This is a genomic window from Emticicia sp. W12TSBA100-4 (assembly GCF_040253585.1).
Taxonomy (GTDB): domain Bacteria; phylum Bacteroidota; class Bacteroidia; order Cytophagales; family Spirosomataceae; genus Emticicia.
The window spans coordinates 1-26,576 of record NZ_JBELAU010000008.1 but is presented as its reverse complement, the minus strand read 5'-3'; the positions used below and the strand labels follow the sequence as shown (position 1 = coordinate 26,576).

Genomic DNA, 26,576 nt, shown 5'->3' with positions numbered 1-26,576 from the left:
GTTAGTTTTCATTTATGAAAACTAACCGTTTTTGTTTATTACTAAAAGCTTCTCTTTAGATGTGTGTGGGCGTGTACATTTTACTCACAAAATCCCAACATATAATTCCGACGGTTACCGATATATTCAATGAATGTTTTGTGCCGAATTGCGGAATTTCTAAGCAATTGTTGGCTATTTCTACTACTTCTTGGTTTACGCCAAAAACCTCATGTCCGAATACAAACGCATATTTTTGGTCATTTTCTGGCTTGAAATTATTCAATTTTAAGCTATTTTCTACTTGTTCAACCGCTAAAACTATGTAGCCTTCGGCCTGTAATTCTTTTACCAGCTCAATTACATTTTCTCGGTATTCCCAAGTTACTGATTCAGTTGAGCCAAGAGCCGTCTTTTCTATCTCTCGGTGAGGAGGCGTGGCCGTTATGCCGCATAAATAAATTTTTTCTACCAAAAACGCATCAGCAGTTCGGAAAGCCGAGCCTACATTATTCATGCTTCTAATATCATCCAGAATGATACAAAAGTTATTTTTACTGGTTTCCTTAAAATCTTCAACCGACAAACGGTTGAGTTCGTCCATTTGGAGTTTTCTCATCTTTTAAAATTTTGTGCAATTTACCAAAAATTAGCATGCTATCTTAAAAATTGTGTCAGATTGCAGACCTTTGTTTACCAACTAAACCTTTAACTTTGAGTTTTCAAACTTATTCTTACGATGGATTTTGCACTATTCTTATTAGTTGTATTGGTTAGTTTTCTTGGCTCAATTCAGATTGGTGCTGTGAGTCTGGCCGTTATTCAAACCACGCTGAATCGAAGCCGTTCGGCTGGTGTCTGGGTGGCATTGGGTGGTAGTATCCCTGAGTTTATTTTTTCTTTTATTGCTTTAAAAGGCCTACTTTTTTTGCAACAAAATCAATCTATTATAGACTGGCTAAATTTGTTGATTATTCCAATATTTCTGTCGTTGGGCTTGTATAATTTTTTTCAGAAAGAAGCAGACAGTGATGAAGAAGGTATTACTGAGACCTCAAAAAACTTTGATTTTGCGAAGGGTTTTTCGCTCGGAATGCTCAATCCTCAACTCTTGCCCTTTTGGTTTTTTAGCCTTGTTTATATAAGTAAGTATTTCTCTATCAATACTTTATCTGCAAAATATGCTTTTGTTTTAGGAACTGGAGTTGGGGCATTTGGCATACTCGTAGTTTTTGCTCAACTGACGCATCTGTATCATTTACAAATAAGAAAAATTCTAAAAAATTACTCAATCAATCGTTTGATGGCGTTTGTTTTTATCAGTTTAGCTTTGATTCAAGCAATAAAGTTTTTTATATAAATTGGTCATTTGCCCGACAATTTGTGTTTCAGAGACACCCTACCTTTGCTTCACAAAACAAACATACTCCAATGAAAAAAATAACTTTTTTGTTCTTATTATCACTTAATCTATTTGCACAAGATGCTGTAAGCCCAGTACTTCGTCAGAAACACTTTTTAATTGAAAAAGGAGTGGCCATCAGTGGCTATGACCCCGTAAGCTATTTTTCAGGCAAACCACAAAAAGGAAAAATCGCTTATACCAATGCTGGTATTACTTATAGGTTTGTATCGGCTGCCAATCTGGAAACTTTTAAGAAAAATCCTGCTAAATATGAGCCAGCTTATGGCGGTTGGTGTGCTTACGCAATGGGTGCAAAAGGCGAAAAAGTAGAGGTTGACCCCGAAAACTATAAAATTGTCAATGGTACATTGAATCTGTTTTATAAAAACTTCTTTTCTAATACGCTTGATGATTGGAACAAAGATGAAACAAAACTAAAAAAACAAGCCGATGCCAATTGGCCAAAACTGCTAAAATAATTTTTCGACTATTAGACCTTCCTCAAAAATGAAAATATTACAATTAGTTGCTCGAATTATAGCTGCGGCCATTATGTTGCAGACACTTTATTATAAATTTACTGCACACCCCGAAAGTGTTTATATTTTTTCTACGCTTGGCATTGAGCCTTTTGGACGAATCGGTTCTGGAATTGCAGAATTAATTGCCTCGATATTATTGCTTATTCCTAAAACAGCTTGGATGGGGGCTGTTATGGGTTTGGGGGTGATGGCAGGTGCGATAATTTCTCACCTTACAATTTTAGGAATTGATGTAAAAAACGATGGCGGACAATTATTTTATATGGCATTGTTTACTTTTGCTTGTTGTTTAATTGTAGCATTTTACGAACGATTAAAAATAATTAATCTCGCTTCGGGTTTGTTTAGTAAAAGATAAGTTTATCTATAAATTGTGTGAGAAATTATGCGGATGCCTCTATTTTTTGTAAAAGTTTTCAATTATGAATATTGGCCGTGGTGGCTGTTTTATTTGCCAATGACTCCGTACTGGATTTATCAGGCCATCAGGGCTAAGTCATTGACTTTCTTTACGGCGGTGAATCCTGGAATTGAAGCGGGTGGGTTTTATGGTGAACATAAAACCGAAATTATGAAAAATATTTCGCCTGAATATTTGGCTAAAACAATTTTCATTCCATTCGGAACTGATTTTGAGGTTTTGCCTAAGCTATTGATAGATAACAACTTACAATATCCAGTTATCGGAAAACCCAATGTTGGTGAGCGTGGTAATTCGGTGGCCAAGATTCATTCTGAGACTGAACTGAGAGCTTATCACGAGACAGCTAATGCAGATTATTTGATTCAAGAATTTATTACTTATTCGATAGAATTTGGCGTTCTGTTTAGCCGTATGCCCAATGAGACCGTCGGCAAAGTTTCATCATTGACCTTAAAAGAATTTTTGAGTGTTACGGGCGATGGAAAATCTACGATTGAAGAGTTAGTGTTAGAGAGTACTCGTGCAAGATTTCAGTTAGAGGCCTTGCAAAAAAGGCTCGGTAATAGTATGCAAGAGGTGCTACCTTTGGGCGAAAATCGACTACTCGAACCAATTGGGAATCATTGCCGAGGAACGAAGTTTGTTAATGCTAATCATTTGATTAATAGTCAATTACACGACGTTTTTACGAAAGTTGCAAAAGGCTTTGATGGTTTCTTCTATGGTCGATTCGATATGAAAGTTTCGAGTATTGAAGATTTGTATGAAGGTAAAAATATTAGGATAATGGAGCTAAATGGCGTAAGCTCGGACCCTGGACATATCTATGACCCTCGTTACTATTTATGGCGAGCCTATCGTGATTTGATGTGGCATTGGAAGCGTGCCGCTAATATTAGCATCGTGAATCAGAAAAATGGCGTAAAACCTTTACCATTTTCCGAAATTTGGGCGATTGTGAAAGGGCATTTTGGTTGATATTTTGGTGCTTTCGGCTTCGCATAAGTACCAAAAATTGTATGTTATGGTCTTAATGTCGTAAGTTTCTTTTCATTATAAGAGCGAAACTGAAGGGAGAAATTGGTTCTAAGTTTTCGTTATTTTCCCCTCCTTTTTTCAAGGAGGGGTGTCCTGACGGTAGTCGGACGGGGTGGTTGTAGTCTATAAATCTTTGAAAAATATTCAAAATTGGGGCAAACCACCCCGTCAAAATTCGACTTTGTCAGAATTTTGCCACCCCTCCTTGAAAATAAGGAGGGGAAGTTTTAGAATCAAGGAGGCATTACTGATAAATTCTCAAGAAAACTTCTTTATCAATTTCCCCCGAAACTAAATCTGGATTGATGCTATATCTGAAAGATTCATCTTCAAATTCATCCAGTACTTGCCCAAAAATTTGCTTTGTTTTTAGGGTTTCTCGCAAAATGATTTCGTTGCCGATTACCAATCTGATTTTCTCCCAATCGTTATTGAAATATTCTTGTAATAATGGTATAATTTTTCCAGAAAAAACTTTGCACAAATCGTTAAGTGATTGACAATGAATAAAATATGCGTGACCAATGCAATGTTCACGGTCAATCAGAAACTCAATTCGTTGATTGATTTTACTGATGAGTTTCTCGATGTTTATTTCTTCAATATCTTGCAATAAATGTAGTTGTGGACTCATTTCTTTGAACTCAAAACGGCGGCGAAGTGCCAAATCGAGTAGAGCAATTGAGCGGTCGGTGGTGTTCATTGTGCCTACAATATGCAAGTTAGCAGGAACTCCAAATTTTTCTTGTGAGTAGGGGAGTGTCAGCCAAAGTTCATTTTTTGCTCCCAGTCTTTTATTATCTTCGATGAGAGTAATTAATTCTCCAAAAACTTTTGAAATGTTGGCACGGTTGATTTCGTCAATTATCAAAATTTGGCTTCCTGCATTTCTAAAATTTGCTTCTCTGTTTTCAATAGAATCATTTTCACATTCACCAAATGATTGATAACCAGCTTTTCGCAAAGCTGCCAAACAAGATTTGTAGAAAACACCTTTGACGATTTCATAAATAACTTGTCCATTTTTGCTGATTGGGCGAATACCTTCCATAAATTCTTCGTAGCTATACGATTGATGGAAAGTGATAAATTGAGAGTCAGCTTGTTGAGCAAGTTGTTGAACTTCGTAAGTTTTGCCAGTTCCTGGCGGGCCTACGTATATAAGATTAAGTGGAATGTTGAATTTTTTTGTGTATGCAGGTTCATCTTCTTGTAATAGAGTCAGCCCTTCGGTATGGCTCTTTTCACTATCGGAATTTGAAATTTCCCAGAAAAACTCATTCCGAAGGCTTTCGTTTTCGGCCATTTGATACATGAAATGATTGTGCGATTCTTTTTTCTTACTCGAAGCGGCAGTTGCTTTCAGTTCTTCCAAGCAATGTTGCCAAGCACTCATAATTTTTGTGTCGTCGAGAATGCGTTTGTTTTCAGAGGGTATTTTTGCTGTAATAAAATCGGAGCTATCGGAATTAGTTTGAATCGTTACTTCTTTGAATTTATTGAAAAGTGCTTGGTCACGCTTAAAAAACATCAGTTCGAGCCATACGCCACTTTGGCGGTAAAGTTTGAGAGCGGCATAAAAATTAATGTTTGCCGTGATGCCTTTATCTTTCCTGACCGAAAACGCAATACGGGGGTCGTCGATGTCAACGTTTGCAATTTCGATAAGCTCTTGTAATAACACAAAGAATTTTAGAGAGGCCTCTCGGTCGTTGATTTCTTGTATTTTCTTAGAAAGTATATTTTTTTGTTCAGTCAGATTACTCATCTAAATAATACTCTTTGAGATGGATAAATAAGTGTAATACGCAAAAGTATCTAATTTATTGAAACAATTCTTTGTTAGCTGGCGTTATTATGGCCCATCCTCCATTATTCTACTAATAGTCTGATTTTGCATATTCTCCAAGTTGTTTTTAATTATTTTGTAATTTTATTAAATGCCCTTTTTTTATTCTGTAATTTTAAAAAGTTCAAGGCATTATAAATTTTTTTATATTATTATATCAAATCAATATTAGATTTTCATTAGAAAAATCATTTAATTATTATAATTATTTAAAATAGTACCTATTTTTGTGTTAGTATTTTTTTTATTAACCAAAACAACAAACTAAATGAAGAAGAAAAAGCTACTTCTTAGTATGCTGGGATTACTCTTTTCTTTGGCCGTATTGGCACAAAGTAAAAGGGTTACTGGCAAAGTAACATCGTCAGATGATGGGTCCGCATTACCAGGTGTATCAGTACAAGTGAAAGGTACAACAAGAGGTACACAAACAAACAACGACGGCAATTTTGCTATTGATGCCAGTGCCAACGAAACGTTGATTTTCAGTTTCATCGGTATGCAATCTTCTGAGGTTGCAGTAGGTGGTAAATCAGTTATCAACGTTACTCTTGCCAACGACGGCGTTCAATTAGAGCAATTGGTAGTTGTTGGTTACGGCACACAAAACCGTAAAGATGTAACTTCGGCGGTTTCAACCATCAAAGGTGATGCCATTAAGTCAATTCCTGCTCAATCATTCGACCAATTACTTTCGGGTAAAGCAGCTGGTGTAAACATCAGTATTCCGAATGGGGTATTAAACAACCCACCAGTTATTCGTGTACGTGGTTTCAACTCAATCACTTCGAGTTCTTATCCATTAATAGTAGTTGACGGAGTTATCGTTTTCTCACAAGATGCAGGTGCTACTGGGCCAGGTGGTATTGCATCAAATCCACTTTCAGACATCAATCCTAACGACATCGAAACTATCGACATCTTGAAAGATGCGGCTGCTACTGCCATTTATGGTTCACGTGCGGCTAATGGTGTATTGGTTATCACTACCAGAAAAGGAAAAGCAGGTAAATCAACGATTACTTATGATACAAACGTTGGCTGGACTACGCCATACAGAACATTTGATTTATTGAATGGTGCTGAGTACATCATGATGAAAAACGAGGCTGAACAAAACAGAGCTACTTTGGCTGGACAAGCTTACAGTCCATTATATTTTGAAAACTTAGACCCGAATGGTAAACCTTATGATACAAACTGGTACGACTACGTTTTCCAAACGGGTTTCCAACAAAGTCATAATATCAATATTTCGGGAGCTACTCCAAAATCATCTTACTATTTTTCAGGTGGTTATACAAATCAAGAAGGTTTCTTGAAAAAGAATACTTTTGAACGTAAAAATGCACGTTTGAATATCAGCCATAACGTAACTGAAAAGTTGATTTTTGGTGCAAACGTAACATATAGCTCATCAGATGCTTTTGCTCCAAATAGTGGCTCTTTGGCTGGAACGAGTTTCAATACAGGTGGTTTAGGTCGTGTTCCTTTGGTAACTGCTCCTAACGTTCCTGCATTTTTACCAGATGGCTCGTATAACATCAATACAACAGGTGCATTGGCAAATAGCCCCGGTAACTTATTGAACAAAGACCGTAGCGGTTTCTACAATCCAGTTGTATTGTTAGACTTAGATAAAGCAACTGCACAAAGCGACCGTTTCTTGTCGAATATTTATGCAACTTATAACTTTACTAAAAACTTGTCGTTCCGTACTGATTATGGTATTGATAATCAAACAGTTGATTCTCGTACTTTCAATAATCCTATTCACGGTGACGGTTTTGCGGCTAAAGGTATTGCGGCTAACTATCTTTATAAAAGCACACGTTGGACATGGCAAAATTATTTGAACTACAACCAAAAATTTGCCGAAAAACACACCGTGGGTGCTACGATAGGTACTGAACAACAATATACAAAGCGTAACATGTGGAGTGCGTCTCGTCAGACAGTAGCTGACCCATTCTTTAATACTTACGAAGGTGATTATACAGTAAACAATAATCCTCCCTTTAATTTCTTGACTGAGAATGGCTTCCAATCATACTTTGGTCGTTTGACTTACGATTTCTCAAAACGTTATTACTTCACAGCAAGTTTGCGTCGTGATGGCTTGTCGGCTTTGGCAGCAGGTAAGAAATTTGGTAACTTCTATGGTCTTTCGGCAGGTTGGAATCTTTCAGAAGAAACATTCTTTAAAGATGCTCTCGGCGATAAGATTTCTACTTTGAAACTTAGAACAAGTTATGGTAAAGTAGGTAATGCTGGTATCAGTGATTTTGCTTCATTGAGTTTATACAGTTTCGGTAACTACGGTGGTGCTGCTCCTGCTTTATATTTCTCGCAAGCGGGTAATCCTGATTTGAAATGGGAAACAAGTACAAAATTAGATATTGGTTTGAACTTCGGTTTCTTGAATGATAAAATCACTGGAGAATTGACTTACTACAAAAACAATATTGACGGATTAATTCTTAACTCTCCTTTAGCTCCTTCAATGGGTGTACCAGGAAACTCAGTTGCTAAAAACGTAGGCTCTATGTATAATCAAGGACTTGAATTTGCTGTTAACGCATCAATTATTAACAATAAAGCTTTCAGATGGAATACTACTTTCAACATTGCAACTCAGAAAAACGAAGTTACTGCATTGGCAGAAGGAAACTCTGACATCTTTGGTGTTACATCATTAGAAACAGCTAATATCACAAGAGTTGGATATTCTTTGGGTAGTTTATATGTAGTTGAAACAAGAGGAGTGAATCCTGCAAATGGCCAACGTATTTATGTAAATGGTAAAGGACAAGAAGTGCAATATTCTCATGCAGTAGCTACTGGCAGAAGCCGTTGGACATTCCTTGACGGAACAACTGCACCAGCTATTACAGCCGCTTCTGATTCTAAAATCATGGGCAATACAATCCCGAAAGTATATGGTGGATGGGATAATAACTTCAGCTACAAAAAATTCGATTTATCGGTTAGTTTGATTTATGCTGCTGGTTTTTATGTATATAATGGTACAAAAGCTGGTTTACATGACCAACGTTTCTGGAATAACGAAGCTGACATCTTAGACCGTTGGACTGAATCGAACAAAGGTGGTTCATGGCCAAGAGTTGTTTACGGCGATAATATCTCGAATGGTTCGTCATTCCCAATCTCAAATAATGTTGAGAAAGGTGATTTCATTAAATGTCGTAACATTGCTTTAGGTTATAATATACCAGCGAGCCTTATCAATAAAATTAAATTGACTAATGCTCGTGTGTTTGCTCAAGTAACAAATGCCTTTATGATTACAAACTACTCTGGTACTGACCCTGAGACATCATCAAATGGTAACTCAAACTTAGCACCAGGTATCGACCGTAACTCAGTACCACAAGCCAGAACAGTTTCTGCTGGTTTAAGTTTAACATTCTAATTTATTGAAATCTAACATCATGAAAAATACAATATATACAAAGCTACTCGTTACTGCCATGTTGGCATTTTCGATAAGTAGTTGTAAGGATGATATCCTCGACCCAGTTCCGCAAACATCGGTTTCTGATTTAAGTGCTTACGATACCGCTGATAGAATCGAGTCGTTAGTAAATGGCCTTTATCGTGGCGTTAAGAATGGAAACTTTTTAGGTGGACGTTATTTTATATATAACGACATCAGAGGTGAAGAGTTCTTAAACCAAACAAACAATGGTGTAACTGGCCTTCAAACTTGGAACTTCACAATCAATGCTTCTTCAAACGAAGTAAATAACCTTTGGACAACGGCTTATGCTTCTATCAATAACATGAATTTGTTTTTGGACAAGGTTGACGCAGCTTCAAGTAAAATTTCGGCTGATAAGTTGGCTAATTACAAAGGTGAAGCTCGTTTCTTGAGAGCATTGGCTTATTTTTCGTTGGTAAATATTTATGCACAACCATATACAAAAGATAATGGTGCTTCTCTTGGTTTACCATTGCGTTTGAAAGGTGAAAATGGTTCGGGTAATTCAAATAACTTGAAGCGTTCGACAGTTGCAGAAGTTTATGCTCAAATCTTAGATGATTTGAATTTTGCTGAAACAAATTTGCCTGCAAACTACGCTACGCAAGATTTGAATGTAACGAGAGCACACAAAAATACGGCTATTGCCTTGAAAGTAAAAGCATACTTGGCAATGGGTCGTTATAGCGATGTAGTGAAAGAAGCGGAGAAGATTGTGCCAACAGCCGCTCCGTATAAAGCTGCTACTGGTGTAAGACATGAATTGAATGCCAACTTTGCGGCAATCTTTACTACTTACAGAACACTGGAGTCGATTTTGTCAATGCCAATGGCTACCAACGATGTGCCAGGTACTCAAAATCAATTGGCATTTTATTACTTGGCTGGCCCAGTAGGTGGTGGTGAGTTTTCGTTGAATCCAACGGGAATTTACGGTTCGGCAAGTTTTGCCGATACTGATGACCGTAAGAAACTAACTTCAGTTAATGGAACAAGAATCTATCTTAACAAATTTACAGGTGCTTCACCATACATTGATTGGGTGCCTGTGATGCGTTATGCTGAGGTTTTATTAAGTTATGCTGAAGCAAAAGCTCGCTTAGCAGCTGATGTGGATGCTTCGGCGGTTGCTTTGTTGAATGCAGTGCGTAGCCGTTCAAAAGGTTCTGTATTAGCACCAACAACTAAAGCTGAGTTGATTACAGCAATCTTAACAGAGAGAAGAATTGAGTTTATGGGCGAAGGTTTACGTTCGTTCGATATCACTCGTACTAACTCACCTTTCCCAGCTAAAGGCCCAGTTAATGCTGTAAATACGAGTCAGTCTGAGTATGTTTGGCCAATTCCAACGACCGAATTAGCTGTAAACAAAGACTGTGTACAGAATCCATAAAAGATTCTCTATAAAACTTCTTTTTAAAACGCCGTATGAGACCCATACGGCGTTTTCTTTTGTTATGGGCCATCATTTTCTATTACTGATTGAGAAAAGTCTTTAGAAATAGTACAAATCAATAAAAGAATAAAATAGAAAATTACTGAGGTTTTTGGTACTTCAAAAGATCAATACAAGAATAGAATGTTTACACTATTCATAAATATCCTGAAGTGCATTTAAAGTATCCAGACGCATATTTTTATAAAAAAATCTATCAGTATAAAGCTGTTTTGTTGTGTAATATTTGAAGAAAAATATCATCAAAAGGCAGCCTGAATAGTGTTACTTTGGAATGTGGTCAATCTTAGAAAAGTACAATTTGAGTATTTGCTATAAAAAAAGTACTTCGCTCTTGAAGTATTTTATGATTGACTAATTCGATGTGCAGAATTTAACCTAAGTAATGTCTATTTATTTTAAAATGATATATATGAAAAACCAATGTTTGTCGAAATAATATTATATATTAGTAGGTGTGCATACTATTTTGGAACTTCTATTAATTGTATTTTTTCAAGAATTTTTGTGTTTATACTTTATTAAGTAAAAGTACTTAATTTGAGCATATTGACTTATATGAAAATTAGGTATTTTGATGAATATGCCATAATATATTTTGTGTAATTATGAATTTATAAAATATATAGTAGCTATTGTATTTATTTTATAATAAAATTAACTATATTAAGAATGTTCTCGAAATTGGTAAAAATATTTCGCCATTTCTGAAAAATGTTATATGTTTAATTCAAGAAACTACAAGAGTACTGTTTTATCGTGTGTTTAAAATAAGTATTTTTGTAACAGTTAATTATCATTTAATAACCTAAACTAAAATGTACATGAAGAAGAATCTACTTCTTAGTTTGCTGGGAGTCATCATGTCCTTTGTTGTAATGGCACAAGGCACGAAGATAACTGGTAAAGTAACGTCATCGGATGATGGCACAGGATTGCCGGGTGTATCGGTTCAAGTAAAAGGTACATCAAAAGGTTCCCAGACTGATATAGAGGGGAAATACTCTATTGAAGCTCCTGCTGGTAGCACTTTGGTGTTTAGTTTTGTGGGTATGAACACCCAAGAAGTAAAACTTGGTAGTCAGACTGTAGTGAATGTTTCACTTGGTGCTGATACCAAACAACTTTCAGAAGTAGTTGTAACTGCTCAAGGTATCCAACGTGAAAAGCGTGCCTTAGGTTACTCAGTTGCAACTGTCGATAAGAAAAATATCGAAGATCGCCCGCAAGCTGACGTAGGTCGTGTATTACAAGGCAAAATTGCTGGTGTAAACATCACTTCAACTTCAGGTGTTTCGGGTACTGGTACAAACATCACGATTCGTGGTTATTCTTCAATTACTGGTTCTGTACAACCACTCTTTGTGGTTGATGGCGTGCCTTTCAACTCAAACACTAACACTCGTGGTGGTTTTACTTCGGGTGGACAATCTTCTTCAAGTCGTTTCCTTGACCTCGACCCTAACAATATCGAAAACATTACGGTATTGAAAGGTTTAGCAGCAACCGTAACTTACGGTGACCAAGGTCGTAATGGTGTAATCTTGGTAACAACAAAGAATGGTAGCAAGAAAGCTCGTAAAACAGAATATAACGTTACGCAATCTTTCTTTACGAATACAGCCCACTTACCAAAATACCAAAATTCTTATGTTGGTGGTTTCCAACAAAACTTGGGTTATTTCTTTAGTAACTGGGGACCAACTTTGGAAGAAGCAAGAACTTATGCTTCGCAAAGTAGCAATGCAGCCTTGACAAATCACCCTTATGCTTTCTTATCAAATGCGGCATTGAGAGCAGGTCAAGCTGATTATGTAGCTTCAGTGAGTCCATATAAAATGGAAATTTTCCCGAATAACGTAAGTGATTTCTTCCGTACAGGTCAAATTTCAAATACTTCACTCAATATTTCGGGTGGTGGCGAGAAAGTTGGTTATAACGTATCTGCTGGTTATAATAAAGAAGGTGGATATATTCCTGAAAATAACCTTACTAAGTTAAACTTAGGTTTGGGTTTGAATGCTCAAATGAGCAAGAAGTTATCAGTAAATATGTCAATTAATTTTGCTAATACTGACCAATCTTCACCTCCTTTGAGTGCTGGTCAAGGAAATAATGCCAATGATTTTCCTTCGGTATTAGCCAACGTAATGTACACACCTCGTCAGGTTGACTTGATGGGCTGGCCTTACGAAGACCCGGCTACTGGAAGCTCAGTTTATTTCCGTGGTGGAAATGATATTCCGAATCCAAGATGGGTTTTGAAAAATTATAAAACTACTGGTGTTGTTAATCGTGTATTTACAGCAACTACTTTCAATTATGACATCGCTAAAGACTTATCATTAATTTACAAGGTAGGTTTGGATACTTATGATGAAGTACAAGAATTTAAGATTGGAAAAGGTGGGGCTCAATTGCCTAATGGTTTGTATAACACTTTAAACTTTAAAAATACAATCTGGGATAATAGTGCTATCTTGTCTTACAGTAAATCTATTACTGAGAAGCTCTCTTTATCAGGTAAATTAGGTGGAAATATCCGTAATGACAGATTTAGTGTTTACAACATTAATAGCCAAAACCAATTGGCAAGAGGTTTGTTTGTTCATACTAACTTCATTGATAACGTAGCTTCAAGCGGTAGAACTGAACAGACTCGTATGGGGGTTTTTGGAGAAATTACAGCTGATTACGGCAATTATTTATTCCTCAACGTTGCTGCTCGTAATGACTGGACTTCAACTGTAGAAAAAGAAAATCGTCGAATTTTATACCCATCTTTTAGTGCGTCATTCGTGCCAACAACTGCTTTCCCTGCATTACAATCAAATGTATTAAATTTCTTGAAAGTAAGAGTTGGTTATGGTACATCTGCTGGTTTTCCAGACCCATATAGTACAAGAAATATCTTAAATCAAAGTGCAAGAGGCTGGTTGAATGCAGCAGGTACGGCTGTACAAACTCACTCGGTTGATAATACTTTGGGTAATCCAAACTTGAAACCAGAGACACATGCAGAAACTGAGTTAGGTATCGAAGGTAAAATGTTGAATAACAAAGTAGGTTTTGATTTGACATTGTATCGTCGTAATACTAAAAATTTGATTACAAGAGCTCCATTGGATGCTTCAACGGGTTATACACAAACTACTATCAACATCGGAAAAATTCGTAACGAAGGTATTGAGTTTAGCTTAAGTGGCACTCCAGTAACATTAAGCAATGGTTTCTCATGGGATATAGCAGCTACTTATTCTCGTAACTTGCCAAAGGTTATTGATTTAGGTGGAACAATCCAAGAAGTACAAATCACAGGTTTTGGCTCATCATTGGGTAACTATGCCATCGTTGGTCAGCCATTCAATATCATCAAAGGTACTGGATTCCGTAGAAATGAAGCTGGTCAATTATTGATTGATGGTGGTGGAAACTTACAGTCAACTCCAACACCAGTTATACTTGGTGATCCGAACCCTGCCTTTAATACAAGTTTAATAAATACCTTCAACTATAAAGGGTTATCATTAAATGTTATGTTGTCATATCGCCATGGCGGTGTGCTTTATTCTTCAACTGCTGGTGCATTGTTGGGTCGTGGTCTTACGATTGAGTCAGGTACAGAGTCGGGTTATGATAGAGCTCAAACGTTTATCTTCCCAGGTGTGAAAGCTGATGGTCAGCCAAATGATATTCAAATTACTGGTTCAGATGTAAACTTTAACAACGTTTATTTCTTCGGTGATGAAGGTCGTATTTTCGATGGTTCAACAATCCGTTTGCAAGAAGTATCATTATCTTATTCTTTGCCTAAGAAGTTATTTGGTTCATCAATCGTGAAAGGAGCTTCTATCTCTTTCTCTGGAAACAACTTATGGTATAAAGCTTTGAATGTACCTGAAGGTGTAAACTTAGATACGGATAACTTAGGACTCGGAGTTGGTAATGGTCTTGGATTTGAATTCTTGACAGGACCAAGTGCAAGAAGACTTGGTGGAACTTTAAAGTTGACTTTCTAAGAAAAAAATTGCTTAGATATTCAGCATCAATCATTAATCAGTTAAATCATAATAAAAAATGATAAAGAAACTTAAAATATCCTTATTGGCTTTATGCACGGTATTAGTGAGTTCTTGCGAATTGGATTTATTAGACAATCCGAATGCCGTAACGACCAATAATACTGACATAAACTACCTGCTCAATCAAATTCAAGTAAGTTTTCCTGGCCACTTTAACCAATTTAGTGGAGCGGATATGGGACTTATTCGTATGATCAATCAAGGAGCTGCATTTTATGACAATGCAGTTACTCCTGGTGGACTTGACGGTACTTGGAATACAGCTTATGCTAATATTTTGAACGACGTAAAAACGTTGATCCCTTTAGCTGAAAAAGCAGAATTATTCGTTCATGCAGGTGTTGCTCGTACAATCAGAGCTGCCGTTTTGGCTAACTTGGTTGACCACTTCGGTGATGTACCTTACTCAGAAGCTCTTGATGCAGCTAACTTCAACCCTAAAGTTGAAAGTGGTGTAACTATTTATGCTGCTGCTATCAAAGACCTTGATGATGCGATTGCTAATTTTACAGCAAAATCGAAGGCTAATTTAACAAGTGACTTGTATTATGGTGCTGATGCAGATAAATGGCTTCGTGCAGCTAATACACTAAAATTGAAAATGCTTTTGAATCGTCGATTGGTTGACGCCGCTGGTTCTACTGCTGGAATCAATGCATTGATTGCAGGTGGGAAGTTAATTTCAAATAATTCTCAAAACTTTGTATTTAAGTTTGGAACTAACCTAACAAACCCTGACACTCGTCATCCAAGATACCAAGGTCAGTATTTACCAGCTGGTGGTGGTGATTATCAATCAAATGCCTACATGGGTATTATGTATGATAAAGGTGACCCACGTATTCGTATGTATTTTTATCGCCAAACGATTAAAAATTCAACGAACGTAAACGAGGTACGTTGTATTACTAATTCAAAACCAAACCATTATTCAGTATCTGATTATTTCTGTTTACCAACGCCAGTAGGCTACTGGGGACGTGACCACCTAAGCAACGAAGGTATTCCACCAGATGGTTTATTACGTACAGCTTGGGGACTTTATCCAGCGGGTGGTTTATATGATAACGATGCGGGTAGAGGCGTTTCGCTTGGTGCAGGGGCAGGTGGTGCAGGTTTACACCCAATTTTGACGCAATCATTTGTAGATTTTATGTTGGCTGAATCGGCTTTGACATTGAAAACTACGGGTTCGGCAAAAGCATTGCTTGAGTCAGGTATCCGTAAATCAATGGCAGATGTAAGAACAGCTGCATTGGGTACATCAGAAGCTTCAAAAATTACTGCTTTTGAAGCTGACAAGAAGATTGTTTGGGCTGATGAAGTTGAGAAATATGTGGCTGCAAGATTGGCAGATTACGACAAGGCAACTACTGATGCTGATAGATTAAACATCATTGCTAATGAATATTGGTTTGCTCTATACGGAAATGGTATCGAAGCCTATAACATGTACCGTCGTACAGGAATGCCACGTAATATGCAACCTGCATTGGATCCAAATCCAGGTGCTTTTGTGAAGTCATTCTTCTATCCAACTGCATTCATCGCTCGTAATTCGAATGCCAAACAGAAAGCAAACGTTACAACTCCAGTTTTCTGGGATAATGGATCGGCAGGTACATTAAAGTAATTACTTTGATATTTATTTAATTCAAAATTTGAAAATATTATGAAATACATAAAAGAAAGTTTAAGCATACTGTTTTTGGGAGCTATGATGGCTTCGTGCGAAACACAGATGATTGAACCAATTGATTTGGAAAACTTAGAGCAAGGTGGCTATATTCGTACAATCTCGCCATTATCAGGAACAAGTGCTGTAAGAAACTTTAATGTTAGTAAAGCTAATATGGCCGGTACTAAGATGGAAATTGTTGCAGAAGCCGTTACACCAGATAAAGGTGCGTTGTTTGCTTCGTATGATTTGGTAGTGAAATTTGTAGATACAACTCCTGCAAATGGCACTAAAACAACAACTGATGTTGCCTTAAAAAGTATTCCAGCTTCTGCATTTACAAAGGATGCTACTACTGGATACCCAAGAGCAACAATTTCAATAACAGGGGCAGAAGCATTGGCAGCAACTAAAGTAGCCGCTGCTGACGTTTCAGTTGGTGATAGATTTGATGTTACTGGAACAATGAAGTTGACAAATGGTAAATCATTTACAGCTACAAATACTGGTGCAAACATTACTGGTGGTGATTTCTATGCTTCACCGTTCAGCTATCGTTTGAATGTAGTTCAGTAAAATTCTAAATTCAATAAAGAGGGTGCTTCATCTTGAAGCATCCTCTTTTTGTTTGTAGGGGTTCAACCTTATTTACTTTTTATACGTATTTTATTATGAATGGTTTAAACAACAATTATAAGATTGAAGTTTATGATATTGTAGAAAAATAAGGCTCGATTCTTATTGATTTGTACATATAAAAGTATATAAACTTTTGATAATCAGTATTCTACATCTTTTATTCTTTAATCTTGATTCAATCTTAGCACTTTAAACTTTGAAATAATATTGTTTTTTACTGAAAATAAGTATTTTTGTAATAGTCGAAACTCTAAATCAAACCTAAATTATGAAGCACAGACTAATACTTAGTTTGTTAGGAATATTTGCTTCCTTAGCGGTACTGGCACAAGGAAAGAAAATTACGGGCAAAGTTACGTCTTCTGATGGTACAACTTTACCAGGTGTAACCGTGAAAGTCAAAGAGACATCAAAGGGAACGCAGACTGATATTGATGGGAACTATATGATTGATGCGGTTTCAGATAATACCTTAGTTTTCAGCTTTGTGGGTATGAACTCAAAGGAGATAAAAGTTGGCAATCAGTCAATTATAAATATGACACTTGATACCGACACCAAACAACTCTCCGAAATAGTAGTTACGGCCATCGGTATTCAGCGTGAAAAAAAAGCGATTGCTTACGCTATCTCAAACGTAAAAGCCGAAGACTTGCAACAACGCTCAGAACCTGATGCCTTGCGGGCATTGACTGGAAAAGTACCAGGGGTAAATGTAGTAGCAGGTGGTGGAGCCCCAGGACAGTCAACCAGAATCACAATCAGAGGAAATACTTCATTTTCTGGTAATAATCAGCCACTTTTTGTGGTAGATGGTATCCCATTCGATAATTCGGTTAATGCAACTGATGGTTTTAATCAAAATACAGTTACCTCAAACCGTGCTTATGACATTGACCCGAATAATATTGAATCATTAACGATTTTAAAAGGAGCAGCTGCATCGGCATTGTATGGCTCTCGTGCTGCCAACGGTGTTGTTGTGATTACAACCAAATCAGGTAGCAAAAGTGCAAAGAAAGGCTTAGAAGTAAACTTTAATTCGTCTTATTCGTTTGAACAGATTTCTACAATTCCCGACTACCAAAATACTTATACTCAAGGTTTTGAGCAAACTTACAGCAATGGCTCGATCGGTAACTGGGGAACAGTTTTTCCTTCAGAAGTAACGAGAGTCAATCAGTCATTAGGTTTTGTACGATATTATGATGTTATCGAAAGTGGCTATCCTGCTGGTTTTGTATCGCATCCGTTGGCAGGTAGTTATGGCTCTTCGCAAAATTATCCTTCGATTTTTCCACAGATTGTTGATGGTCGGGGAAATCCGGTTGGAGTGCCATTAGTGCCACATGATATTATTGGCGGTTTTTTTCGTACAGGTAATGTTATTGAAAACAGTATTAACATTAGTTCTACTGGTGATAAAACAACTATTAGTGCAGGAGCTTCACGCATGACTAATGAAGGTATTGTGCCGAATTCGGGTGCAAACCGAACGACGCTTAATTTTGGTGGCAATGCTACTTTGGTTAATAAACTTAATCTGAATGGTAATGTAAATTACGTAAATACCAATCAGTCTTCTCCTCAATCAGGAGCGGGTTTCTTTTCTGATTACACTGGAGGTTTGGGAACGGGTTCTATTTACTCTCGTTTGTTTTATATGCCTCGTAATTATGATTTGAATAACTATCCATTTGAAAACCCTGTTACGGGTGAAAATATTTTTTATCGAGGAGATGCCGATAATCCTTTATGGACAGCCAAGTACAATGTTTATAATAGCAATGTAAATCGTGTTTTTGGAAATTTAGCTCTCAACTATGATGTTACACCGTGGCTCAATTTGACAGCTAAAGGTGGCGTAAATACCTATTCAGAAGTTCGTAGAGATGTTTATCGGCCAGGTGGAAATTTAGTACCACTGGGTCAGGTCAATCGTCGAGATATTACAAATACCGAAATAGATTTTACATTCTTAGCGTCGGCCAATCGGGATATTAACGAAAAAATAAATATGCGTTTGTTGGTTGGTTTTAATGCCAATCAACGCTACCGAAATTTTAGCTCGGTCTTAGGACAAAAAGTAATTGACCCCAACCTCTTAGTTATTACAGGTACTGATGCTCAAACAGCTTCTGAATACAGAGAAAGACGTAATCTATATGGCTTCTTTGCAGAATATGGGGCTTCCTACAACAATTATGCCTTCATTACTGCTACGGTTCGTAATGATTATTCGTCTACCTTACCTTCGACTAATAATAGCTATCTTTATCCATCGGTGAGCGGTTCGTTTATTTTTACCGATGCCTTCGATTTACCAAAAAGTATATTGAGTTTTGGTAAACTTCGTGCCAGTTATGCCAAGGTTGGAAAAGATGCTGATCCATATAGCGTATTCACAACTTATAATTTTAATGTTCAATACTTTAATGGCAAGCCAGTTCCAGCTATTAGTTTACCTTCATCACTAAATAATACAACGCTAAAACCTGAGTTTACTGCTGAAGTTGAAGTCGGTACAGAACTACAGTTTTTTAAAAATAGAATCGGTTTAGATGTAGCTTTTTTTAATAGAAACTCTACTGATTTGATTGTTCAGGCTACTATTCCGAGTTCTTCTGGTTTTGGTTCAAAGCAAACCAATGCAGGTAAAATTAATAATAAAGGAATTGAAATTGGCTTGAATTTAGTGCCAATAAAACTAAAAAATGGCTTTACTTGGAATTCATTTGTGGCATTTACGCAACTTCGCTCGAAAGTGATTGATGCGGGTACAAGTGGAGAATTGTTTTTGGGAGGAACTGGCTTATCTTCACTCGGAACGATGCACCGTAATGGATTTCCGTTTGGTATGATTTACGGTTCACGTATTGCTCGTGACGATGAAGGAAATTATCTGATAAATCCAACAACTGGCTTGACGATTATCAATCAAGTATCAGAAATTCTGGCAAACCCAGCACCAAAATTCACCGTAGGTTGGACAAATACGTTTTCCTATAAAGCATTTACACTCACAGCTCTCATGGATTATCGACACGGAGGAAGTATGTTTTCATCAACCGCAGCTTCTTTATTGCTCAGAGGCCAACTGACAAGCTCGGAAGACCGTGAAGGTTTAAGGGTAATTCCTGGTGTTTTAGGCGATCCCGAAACTCAGAAACCTATACTTGATGAGACTGGGAAGAAAATAAAAAATACCATACCTCTCTCAGCTTTTCAATATCACTTTGCCAACGGTTTTGGTGCTTACGGTGCCGATGAAACCAATATCTATGATATAACTACTATTCGTCTGCGTGAAGTATCAATGGGGTATAATGTGCCTAAGCCACTTTTGAAAAAAATACTGCCATTTTTCGGTACTTTAAGAATTTCGGCTTCGGGTAGAAATTTATGGTTTTATGCCCCTAATATGCTGAAGGGCCTAAATTTTGACCCAGAAGTATTATCTGATTTTGCGGATTCTAATGTACAAGGGTTTGATTTAGGAGCTTCTCCATCGACTCGACGTTTTAGTATCAATTTATCAGCATCATTCTAAGTTACAATTTTTTCAGTATATCAAGTAAAAAAAGAAAAAATGAAAGGAAGATATATTTCAATAATTGCAATAGCTACCATACTTATTTTTATGGTAAATGCTTGCCAGCTCACCGACTTAGATATTAACCGAGATCCTAATAGCCCCACTACTGTTTCACCAAGATTATTATTGCCAACTGCCGAATATGCAGTAATCAATGCCACAACAGCTTTGGGACAAAACTCAATGGGTTTTGCAGGAATGCTTACGAGTGCTGATGATTACGACTTATCAAATCAATCTTACAATGGTTTATGGAATAGTTTTTATCAGAGTATGAATAATGTGGAGGCAATTATTAAAAGTAGTACTAATAGCCCTCATTATTTAGGTGTTGCACAAGCATTAAAAGCTTTTGCAATGGGAAACTTTGTTGATACATTTGGCGATGTCCCGTATTCGGAGGCGTGGCAAGGAAACGGAAATAATACACCTAAATTTGATAAAGATTCACAGATTTATGAAGACTTAATCAAGTTGTGTGATGTAGCCGTAACGAATCTTTCAAGAACAACTGCCGAACCATTAGACCCAACCGCTGATTTTATGTACGGTGGGGGAAGTGGCGGTGCTGCAAAATGGATTAGATTTGCCAGGACTGTCAAGATAAAATTATTACTTAATTCTCGAAAGGGTAGGCCCACAGGTAATGCTGATTTACGAACCGCTCTTGCAGCAGGAGGATACATCACAAGCCCGGCCGATGATTTTACTTTTAATTTCAGTACAAGTTCTACTCCTGTTGATGGGCGTCATCCGTGGTTTCAAAGTGCTTATCTCACAACTAATAATTTCCCCTATATTAGTCATCAATTAATGCAAGAAATGCTATTTAATCGTGATCCTCGATTAGACTTTTATTTTTATCGCCAAACTGCAAGCATTCTTGATGTTTCAAACCCAACGGATAGAGGCGTTATTCCTTTTGGTGGTACTTATTTGGTATTAAAACCTGCTTTTTGGGCAAGATGGAGGCAGGTGTTTGGCCGAGAAACAAGGTCGGACTCGCTTTATGTTGCAGGTTTTTTTGGTCGAGATAGAGGAGATAATACTGGGCAACCACTTGATGGAAATCTACGAACAGCTCCTGGTGCATACCCCGCAGGAGGACTCTACAGTGGGCGAAATACCGTGGCCAGAACGCTTACAGGCGGAACAGGCTCAGGAAATGGGATATTTCCTCTTTTAACCAGTAATAATGTTAAGTTTTATCAGATTGAGTCTATTTTGGATGGAGGTGGAACTGGTAATGCTCGAACCATTTTTGAAGCAGCAATCAGAGAGCATATTGCAAGAGTGGTGGCCGTTGGAGTAAAAGCTGACCCATTAGCTCAAACCCCAACAGCATCGGCTATTAATGAGTATGTGAGCAGTGTGTTAAAATCTTACGATGATGCTACCACTAATTCAGCGAAGTTGAATGTGGTAATGAAACAGCTTTGGTTTTGTTCATGGGGGCAGGGGCAAGAAATTTGGAATGCCATGCGTCGAACAGGTTTCCCGACAACTATCAATAAACCAATAATCAGACCCCCTCGACAGTTTGCTTTACGATTGCCATATCCGTCACAAGAAGGAGCAATTAATCCAAATGCAACCCCAAAACTAACTGAAGTGATTTTTGATAGAGACCCCGTGTTTTGGGACACAGTTAAATTAAAATGGGAGTTTTAATTGTTAAATTTAGCAAATGTATAATTAGAAAGACTTCAAATTTTTAAGTAAATAAATGAAAAAAATACTCAGCTTAACTGTCATTATCTCGGTCGTTTTTGCTTTTGGAGCTTGTCGAGATGAATCGCTAAATCCAGTACCTGCTTGGGAGCCAGGGGTACATGCTTACACTGTTTTTGATGGAATTTTGTTTAATGGTAACGTGCTACAAAGGCCACAACCTTATGAGGTCGAAAATGCTCGTAATTTTCCAAGAGCAGTACAAGGCTCGGCAAGAGTTAATTTCAAAATTCGTTGGGTTTCGTTGGATAAAAAATTGACTGTCAGTAAAATAGATATTTATGTGCGTATGTTGGAAGCATATAATGACCCCGAAGGAAATCCCAAAGTAGCTGATTTAAGTGGAAATGGGAAAGGTAAATTATTGACAACCATTGCTACCCCAGCCGAAAATAGGGTTTGGAATCTATTTAGTATTACGCCTGACCAAGTATATAATCTTTATCGAACTGCAACTGTAAAGTATGATAATGTGAACAGCGTTAATGTATTCAATAATCCTTCACGACCACGACCAGTAGGAGCAAGATTTCGCCCAAGAGAGCAAGCCGCTTATGGAGCTGTTGATGCCGATAGCTTTATTGTTACATGGGTGCTAACTACAACCGATGGTTCGGTTTTTAGTACTTGGAATTTCGATGGTATTTGCAATGACCAAACGGCAGTATCAGAAGCAAATTCAAACTGTCAACTCGCTTTTACTGTAAGATAAACTTTACCAATAAACAAAAATTAGGAGTCAGTAAAATCAAGTTACTGACTCCTAATTTGTTTATGAACCTATTTTCTTTAAGGTGATTTTCTATTGATCACTTATCTTAATTCACTTGCTTTAATTTCTTTTGTCCAGATTTCTTTTCCGTCCTTATCCAAAACATTTATTTTCAAAACTCTTTCATTTCTTTTTCCCGAAACTTCCAATAATCCATAATTGTGTTTTGTTACGGTTGTGCCTTCGACATAAGGTGTATCTTTTTCTTCTTTTACAGGTCCTGATGGCCCCGAAGTAAGTGCCGAAACCGTCAAATCATACAATGGATAGGTACTTGCACGCTCAGTTTTGCAGAGGGCCGTCCAGTGGCGGTCTCCGCTAATAAATATCACTCCAGGAATTTTCTCTTTTGTAATTAAATCAAAAAACTGATTGCGTTCTTCTTCATAATTAGCATAGTTTTCAAAAATCTTAGCAGGATTTCCAACCTGACCACCCACAACTACAAACTTGAATGGAGCATTCGAGAATTTCATGGCATCAATCAGCCATTGCATTTGTTTTTGCCCGAAATAATCTCTTGAACCAGTCGTGCGGTCGTTTGGGGTTCTCCACCAACGGTCGTCAACCAAAAAGAATTGGCAGTCAGCCCATTGAAACGATCCCGTAACTCCCTCATTATCAAAAGCATAATTCAGATTTCCCCAAAAAAGTTTGAAGGCATCAAGTGTTTGTTGTTTACTCACAAAACCTCTGTCAGAGTCATTTGGGCCAAAATCATGGTCGTCCCAAATGGCATAGTTATGTACATTTGCCAAAAGCGGCTGCATTTCTGGCAACGAGCGAGTGTGTGTATATCGGTGTAAAATACCCGTTTTTGTGTTCCAATCGGCTTCTCTCAGATAGGTATTATCACCGCTCCACACCATAAAATCAGGCTTAGATTTGTAGATACTCGTAAAAATCTCATACTCAGAACCATACGGTTTACCAGGGCGGTCGAATGCTTCTTCGTTCACGTAAGTACAGCTCCCAACCGCAAATTTGAATGCTGGTGCGTCGGTTCTCCATTGCCAGAGGGTTTGGGTCTGAAATTCGAGTGGATAATTAAAATTTACTTTTTTCTTATCCACATAAACTTCATAAGTATATTTTTTTCCCGGTAAAACCTTATTCGCAACCAATTTTGCTACAAATACATCGGTTTTATTGGTTTTTGCTTCATCGGTTGAAAATTTTACTACTGGATTTTCTTTGTCCCAATAAACAAACTTTACGTTGGCTTCTTTTTGGGTTTGTACCCAAAGCAAAACCTCTTTCATTTCTGAGTAACCCAACATTGGCCCGGACTGGATAGGCCCAGATTGAGTTTGTGCGAAAGAAGAAACTGAAAGAATAAATGAAGATAAAACTAAAATGAAATGTTTTCTCATGCTGATGATTGGTTAATTTTTTTACTCTTGTGATATAAAAATGTGTGCAATAAGAATTCAAATTTACAGGATTATTTCAAAAGCCTATATTAATGTTTTGTAAAGCTTCTAAGTTTACAGCTCGATTCGCATATCCTTTCTTCTTTGCTTTTCCATTTCAAAGATTAGGCGTACTTTTGTGTAAACTTTTATTTAATCAAAAAATGGAAATCAAAGGAAGACTTATTCACGTATTAGCTGTGCAATCAGGCGAAGGCAAAAATGGGCCTTGGAAAAAACAAGATTTTGTAATAGAAACAGATGGACAATACCCAAAGAAAGTATGCCTTACAATCTGGGGAGATAAATTTAACGAAACTTTTTTGACAATCGGAAATGAACTTTTAGTGTCATTCGATGCCGAAAGCCGTGAGTATAACGGCCGTTGGTTTACTGACCTAAAAGCGTGGAAAATTGAATTAGCTGGCTCAGAATCTGCCGAGGCACCAGCTCCAACACCTTACAGAGCATCTGCTCCTGCACAACCAACTGCGGTTGCTTCAGAGTTTGCAGTTTCTGCTGAAGGCGACAAAGACGATTTGCCATTTTAACCTTCGACTTCGCTCAGGTAACGGTAGTTTTTTAAATTAAAAAATTCAATGTAATTGATTGAAAGTAAGTATTCTATCATTCTATCATTCTTTCATTCAATCATTGAAAATTAAATTCGTATGTTTTCAATACAAAATATTGGCGTCGAAGCCTTAGCCGAACAATTCGGAACACCAGTTTATGTCTATGATGGGCATAAAATTGAAGAACAAATTGCCAAAATGCGTACTGCATTTGCGGGTACGAATCTTAAAATAAAATACGCTTGTAAGGCATTGACCAACGTTAGTATCATGAAATTGATGCGTAAAAATGGCGTTGACATTGATGTCGTTTCGATGCAAGAAGCCCATTTGGCTATTTTGGCTGGTTATGCACCCAATCAGATTCAATACACACCGAGTGGCGTAGCTTTTTCGGAAGTGCAAGAAGCCGTTGAAATGGGTTTAAGAATGAATCTTGACTCGTTGCCATTGCTTGAAAAATTTGGTCAAACTTACGGCAATCTTTTTCCGATTTGTTTGCGAATCAATCCGCACATTATGGCGGGTGGAACGCTCAAGATTTCGACAGGACATAAAGATTCAAAGTTTGGTATTTCGATTGAGCAAGCTGAAGAGATTAACGCTATTGTGCAGAAATACGACCTAAATGTGGTGGGTTTACACCAACATACAGGTTCAGATTTCAAGAATGCCAACGTAATTATAGAAGCCGCCGAAAAGCTTTTTGACCTTACTTTTAAGTATTTCCCAAATATTCAGTTCATAGATTTAGGTTCGGGCTTTAAGGTAGCTTACAAAGAAGACGACCACGTAACCGATATGGAGAAATTGGGTGAAGGTGTGGTGAAAGTTTTCAATGATTTTTGCGAAAAATTTGGTCGTGACGTAGAACTTTGGTTTGAGCCAGGTAAGTTTTTAGTAAGCGAAAGTGGGTATTTGTTGGCTCGTGCGAATGTAGTAAAGTACAGCCCTGAACGCAATTTTATTGGTGTAGATTCTGGTCTAAATCACCTTATCCGCCCGATGATGTATGATGCTTACCACGAAATAATCAATGGCTCAAATTTGGATGGTGAAGAGAAAGAAATGTATGATATTGTAGGCTACATCTGCGAAACAGATACTTTTGGCAAAGATAGAAAACTGCCAAAAACCAAAGAAGGCGACATAATCGTGATTAAAAACGCTGGTGCCTATGGTTTCTCGATGGCCTCGAACTATAATTCACGTTTCCGCCCAGCCGAAGTGCTGATTTACAACGGACAAACCCATCTCATTCGCCAACGTGAAACGATGGAAGACATTCTGAAAAACCAAGTGATGATTGATTTGTAAATTTCTTATATTTGATTAAAAATCATAATATTATGGAACTATTGGCAAACATTGAGACGAAAAGTCTGCAAGATTGGGACTTAGTTCAAATTATAAATGGGGAAGAAATTATGTCGCCAAGTCCTATTTCAAGACACCAAATTATTTTATCTGAACTGAATGACATTTTTAAAGTATTCACAAAGAAAAAAAAGCTGGGTAAAATTTTAATTTCACCTCTTGATGTAATTTTTGAAGAAGATGTAAACCGAGTTCAACCAGATTTGATTTATATTTCTGATGAAAACAAAGGAATTATAAAAGATTGGATTCGTGGAGTGCCAGATTTATTGGTTGAGATAGTTTCAAAGAGTTCATTTTACATTGATACTGTTGATAAAAAAGAAATCTATCAGAAATACGGCGTAAAAGAATATTGGATTATCTTTCCTGAATATGATACAATTGAGGTTTTTTCATTAGAGAATGATGGCTACAAGATTTTCTCGAAAGGAACAGATAATGAAATCGTAAAATCAAAATTACTTGAAGGACTTGAAGTAAAAGTTAGCGATATTACAAATTAAATAGAACGAATTTT

Annotated in this window: 18 protein-coding genes; 15 read left to right on the top strand and 3 right to left on the bottom strand. The window is 37.2% G+C overall.

From position 1 onward, the window contains the following. Positions 1 to 55 precede the first annotated feature (55 nt). Positions 56 to 598 (bottom strand): RNA methyltransferase, encoded by a 543-nt coding sequence (locus ABR854_RS12570; RefSeq protein ID WP_350265751.1) that lies wholly within the window; start codon positions 596 to 598, stop codon positions 56 to 58. 120 nt (positions 599 to 718) lie between these two features. On the opposite strand from ABR854_RS12570, the gene ABR854_RS12565 reads away from it, so the two are divergent. The 4 genes from ABR854_RS12565 to ABR854_RS12550 all read left to right on the top strand — a co-directional run bounded on the left by ABR854_RS12565 (position 719) and on the right by ABR854_RS12550 (position 3,328). Then, positions 719 to 1,339, top strand: coding sequence for a LysE family translocator (locus ABR854_RS12565; protein ID WP_350265750.1), 621 nt, complete (start codon positions 719 to 721; stop codon positions 1,337 to 1,339). Between the two features lie 71 nt (positions 1,340 to 1,410). After that, positions 1,411 to 1,863 (top strand): YHS domain-containing (seleno)protein, encoded by a 453-nt coding sequence (locus tag ABR854_RS12560; RefSeq protein ID WP_305951811.1) that lies wholly within the window; start codon positions 1,411 to 1,413, stop codon positions 1,861 to 1,863. A 28-nt stretch (positions 1,864 to 1,891) separates the two neighbouring features. Further along, positions 1,892 to 2,284 (top strand): DoxX family membrane protein, encoded by a 393-nt coding sequence (locus ABR854_RS12555; RefSeq protein WP_350265749.1) that lies wholly within the window; start codon positions 1,892 to 1,894, stop codon positions 2,282 to 2,284. A 33-nt stretch (positions 2,285 to 2,317) separates the two neighbouring features. Further along, the gene (locus ABR854_RS12550; RefSeq protein ID WP_350265748.1) at positions 2,318 to 3,328 is read left to right on the top strand and encodes a hypothetical protein; all 1,011 of its coding nucleotides are present in this window, start codon (positions 2,318 to 2,320) and stop codon (positions 3,326 to 3,328) included. 304 nt (positions 3,329 to 3,632) lie between these two features. Here the strand turns inward: ABR854_RS12550 and ABR854_RS12545 are convergent, their stop codons facing one another. Then, a complete protein-coding gene (locus tag ABR854_RS12545) occupies positions 3,633 to 5,156 on the bottom strand; it encodes an McrB family protein (protein WP_350265747.1) in 1,524 nt (507 codons plus the stop codon). Positions 5,157 to 5,505: 349 nt separating this feature from the next. Between ABR854_RS12545 and ABR854_RS12540 the strand changes: the two genes are divergently transcribed. The 8 genes from ABR854_RS12540 (at position 5,506) to ABR854_RS12505 (ending at position 22,632) form a co-directional block, all read left to right on the top strand. After that, positions 5,506 to 8,670: a SusC/RagA family TonB-linked outer membrane protein gene (locus ABR854_RS12540; protein WP_350265746.1), complete on the top strand. Its 3,165-nt coding sequence runs from the start codon at positions 5,506 to 5,508 to the stop codon at positions 8,668 to 8,670. A gap of 19 nt (positions 8,671 to 8,689) precedes the next feature. Continuing rightward, positions 8,690 to 10,132, top strand: coding sequence for a RagB/SusD family nutrient uptake outer membrane protein (locus ABR854_RS12535; RefSeq protein WP_350265745.1), 1,443 nt, complete (start codon positions 8,690 to 8,692; stop codon positions 10,130 to 10,132). An 887-nt stretch (positions 10,133 to 11,019) separates the two neighbouring features. Beyond that, positions 11,020 to 14,214, top strand: a complete 3,195-nt coding sequence (locus ABR854_RS12530; RefSeq protein WP_350265744.1) for a SusC/RagA family TonB-linked outer membrane protein — start codon at positions 11,020 to 11,022, stop codon at positions 14,212 to 14,214. 58 nt (positions 14,215 to 14,272) lie between these two features. Continuing rightward, entirely contained in the window at positions 14,273 to 15,910 is a 1,638-nt protein-coding gene (locus ABR854_RS12525) for a SusD/RagB family nutrient-binding outer membrane lipoprotein (protein ID WP_350265743.1), read from the top strand. A 39-nt stretch (positions 15,911 to 15,949) separates the two neighbouring features. Further along, positions 15,950 to 16,531 (top strand): hypothetical protein, encoded by a 582-nt coding sequence (locus ABR854_RS12520; protein ID WP_350265742.1) that lies wholly within the window; start codon positions 15,950 to 15,952, stop codon positions 16,529 to 16,531. A gap of 331 nt (positions 16,532 to 16,862) precedes the next feature. Beyond that, positions 16,863 to 20,144 carry a SusC/RagA family TonB-linked outer membrane protein gene (locus ABR854_RS12515; protein ID WP_350265741.1) on the top strand — a complete coding sequence of 1,094 codons (3,282 nt, stop codon included), beginning with the start codon at positions 16,863 to 16,865 and terminating at the stop codon, positions 20,142 to 20,144. A 39-nt stretch (positions 20,145 to 20,183) separates the two neighbouring features. Beyond that, positions 20,184 to 21,860 (top strand): SusD/RagB family nutrient-binding outer membrane lipoprotein, encoded by a 1,677-nt coding sequence (locus ABR854_RS12510; protein WP_350265740.1) that lies wholly within the window; start codon positions 20,184 to 20,186, stop codon positions 21,858 to 21,860. A 55-nt stretch (positions 21,861 to 21,915) separates the two neighbouring features. Continuing rightward, a complete protein-coding gene (locus ABR854_RS12505; protein WP_350265739.1) occupies positions 21,916 to 22,632 on the top strand; it encodes a hypothetical protein in 717 nt (238 codons plus the stop codon). Positions 22,633 to 22,733: 101 nt separating this feature from the next. Here the strand turns inward: ABR854_RS12505 and ABR854_RS12500 are convergent, their stop codons facing one another. Continuing rightward, a complete protein-coding gene (locus ABR854_RS12500) occupies positions 22,734 to 24,065 on the bottom strand; it encodes an alkaline phosphatase D family protein (RefSeq protein WP_350265738.1) in 1,332 nt (443 codons plus the stop codon). A gap of 203 nt (positions 24,066 to 24,268) precedes the next feature. On the opposite strand from ABR854_RS12500, the gene ABR854_RS12495 reads away from it, so the two are divergent. The 3 genes from ABR854_RS12495 (at position 24,269) to ABR854_RS12485 (ending at position 26,562) form a co-directional block, all read left to right on the top strand. Then, the gene (locus tag ABR854_RS12495; RefSeq protein ID WP_350265737.1) at positions 24,269 to 24,655 is read left to right on the top strand and encodes a DUF3127 domain-containing protein; all 387 of its coding nucleotides are present in this window, start codon (positions 24,269 to 24,271) and stop codon (positions 24,653 to 24,655) included. A 120-nt stretch (positions 24,656 to 24,775) separates the two neighbouring features. Continuing rightward, on the top strand, positions 24,776 to 25,996 hold the full coding sequence (gene lysA, locus ABR854_RS12490; protein ID WP_350265736.1) for a diaminopimelate decarboxylase: 1,221 nt from the start codon (positions 24,776 to 24,778) through the stop codon (positions 25,994 to 25,996). Between the two features lie 32 nt (positions 25,997 to 26,028). Beyond that, positions 26,029 to 26,562, top strand: coding sequence for a Uma2 family endonuclease (locus tag ABR854_RS12485; RefSeq protein WP_350265735.1), 534 nt, complete (start codon positions 26,029 to 26,031; stop codon positions 26,560 to 26,562). The last annotated feature ends 14 nt before the right edge of the window (positions 26,563 to 26,576 follow it).

Excerpts from the sequence above, each read along its gene's own strand:
- ABR854_RS12485 (WP_350265735.1), top strand. The coding sequence starts at position 26,029 with ATGGAACTATTGGCAAACATTGAGACGAAAAGTCTGCAAGATTGGGAC.
- ABR854_RS12570 (WP_350265751.1), bottom strand. The coding sequence starts at position 598 with ATGAGAAAACTCCAAATGGACGAACTCAACCGTTTGTCGGTTGAAGAT.
- ABR854_RS12540 (WP_350265746.1), top strand. The coding sequence starts at position 5,506 with ATGAAGAAGAAAAAGCTACTTCTTAGTATGCTGGGATTACTCTTTTCT.
- ABR854_RS12495 (WP_350265737.1), top strand. The coding sequence starts at position 24,269 with ATGGAAATCAAAGGAAGACTTATTCACGTATTAGCTGTGCAATCAGGC.
- ABR854_RS12505 (WP_350265739.1), top strand. The coding sequence starts at position 21,916 with ATGAAAAAAATACTCAGCTTAACTGTCATTATCTCGGTCGTTTTTGCT.
- ABR854_RS12520 (WP_350265742.1), top strand. The coding sequence starts at position 15,950 with ATGAAATACATAAAAGAAAGTTTAAGCATACTGTTTTTGGGAGCTATG.
- ABR854_RS12550 (WP_350265748.1), top strand. The coding sequence starts at position 2,318 with ATGCCTCTATTTTTTGTAAAAGTTTTCAATTATGAATATTGGCCGTGG.
- ABR854_RS12545 (WP_350265747.1), bottom strand. The coding sequence starts at position 5,156 with ATGAGTAATCTGACTGAACAAAAAAATATACTTTCTAAGAAAATACAA.
- ABR854_RS12535 (WP_350265745.1), top strand. The coding sequence starts at position 8,690 with ATGAAAAATACAATATATACAAAGCTACTCGTTACTGCCATGTTGGCA.
- ABR854_RS12525 (WP_350265743.1), top strand. The coding sequence starts at position 14,273 with ATGATAAAGAAACTTAAAATATCCTTATTGGCTTTATGCACGGTATTA.
- ABR854_RS12510 (WP_350265740.1), top strand. The coding sequence starts at position 20,184 with ATGAAAGGAAGATATATTTCAATAATTGCAATAGCTACCATACTTATT.
- lysA (WP_350265736.1), top strand. The coding sequence starts at position 24,776 with ATGTTTTCAATACAAAATATTGGCGTCGAAGCCTTAGCCGAACAATTC.
- ABR854_RS12560 (WP_305951811.1), top strand. The coding sequence starts at position 1,411 with ATGAAAAAAATAACTTTTTTGTTCTTATTATCACTTAATCTATTTGCA.
- ABR854_RS12530 (WP_350265744.1), top strand. The coding sequence starts at position 11,020 with ATGAAGAAGAATCTACTTCTTAGTTTGCTGGGAGTCATCATGTCCTTT.
- ABR854_RS12515 (WP_350265741.1), top strand. The coding sequence starts at position 16,863 with ATGAAGCACAGACTAATACTTAGTTTGTTAGGAATATTTGCTTCCTTA.
- ABR854_RS12500 (WP_350265738.1), bottom strand. The coding sequence starts at position 24,065 with ATGAGAAAACATTTCATTTTAGTTTTATCTTCATTTATTCTTTCAGTT.
- ABR854_RS12555 (WP_350265749.1), top strand. The coding sequence starts at position 1,892 with ATGAAAATATTACAATTAGTTGCTCGAATTATAGCTGCGGCCATTATG.
- ABR854_RS12565 (WP_350265750.1), top strand. The coding sequence starts at position 719 with ATGGATTTTGCACTATTCTTATTAGTTGTATTGGTTAGTTTTCTTGGC.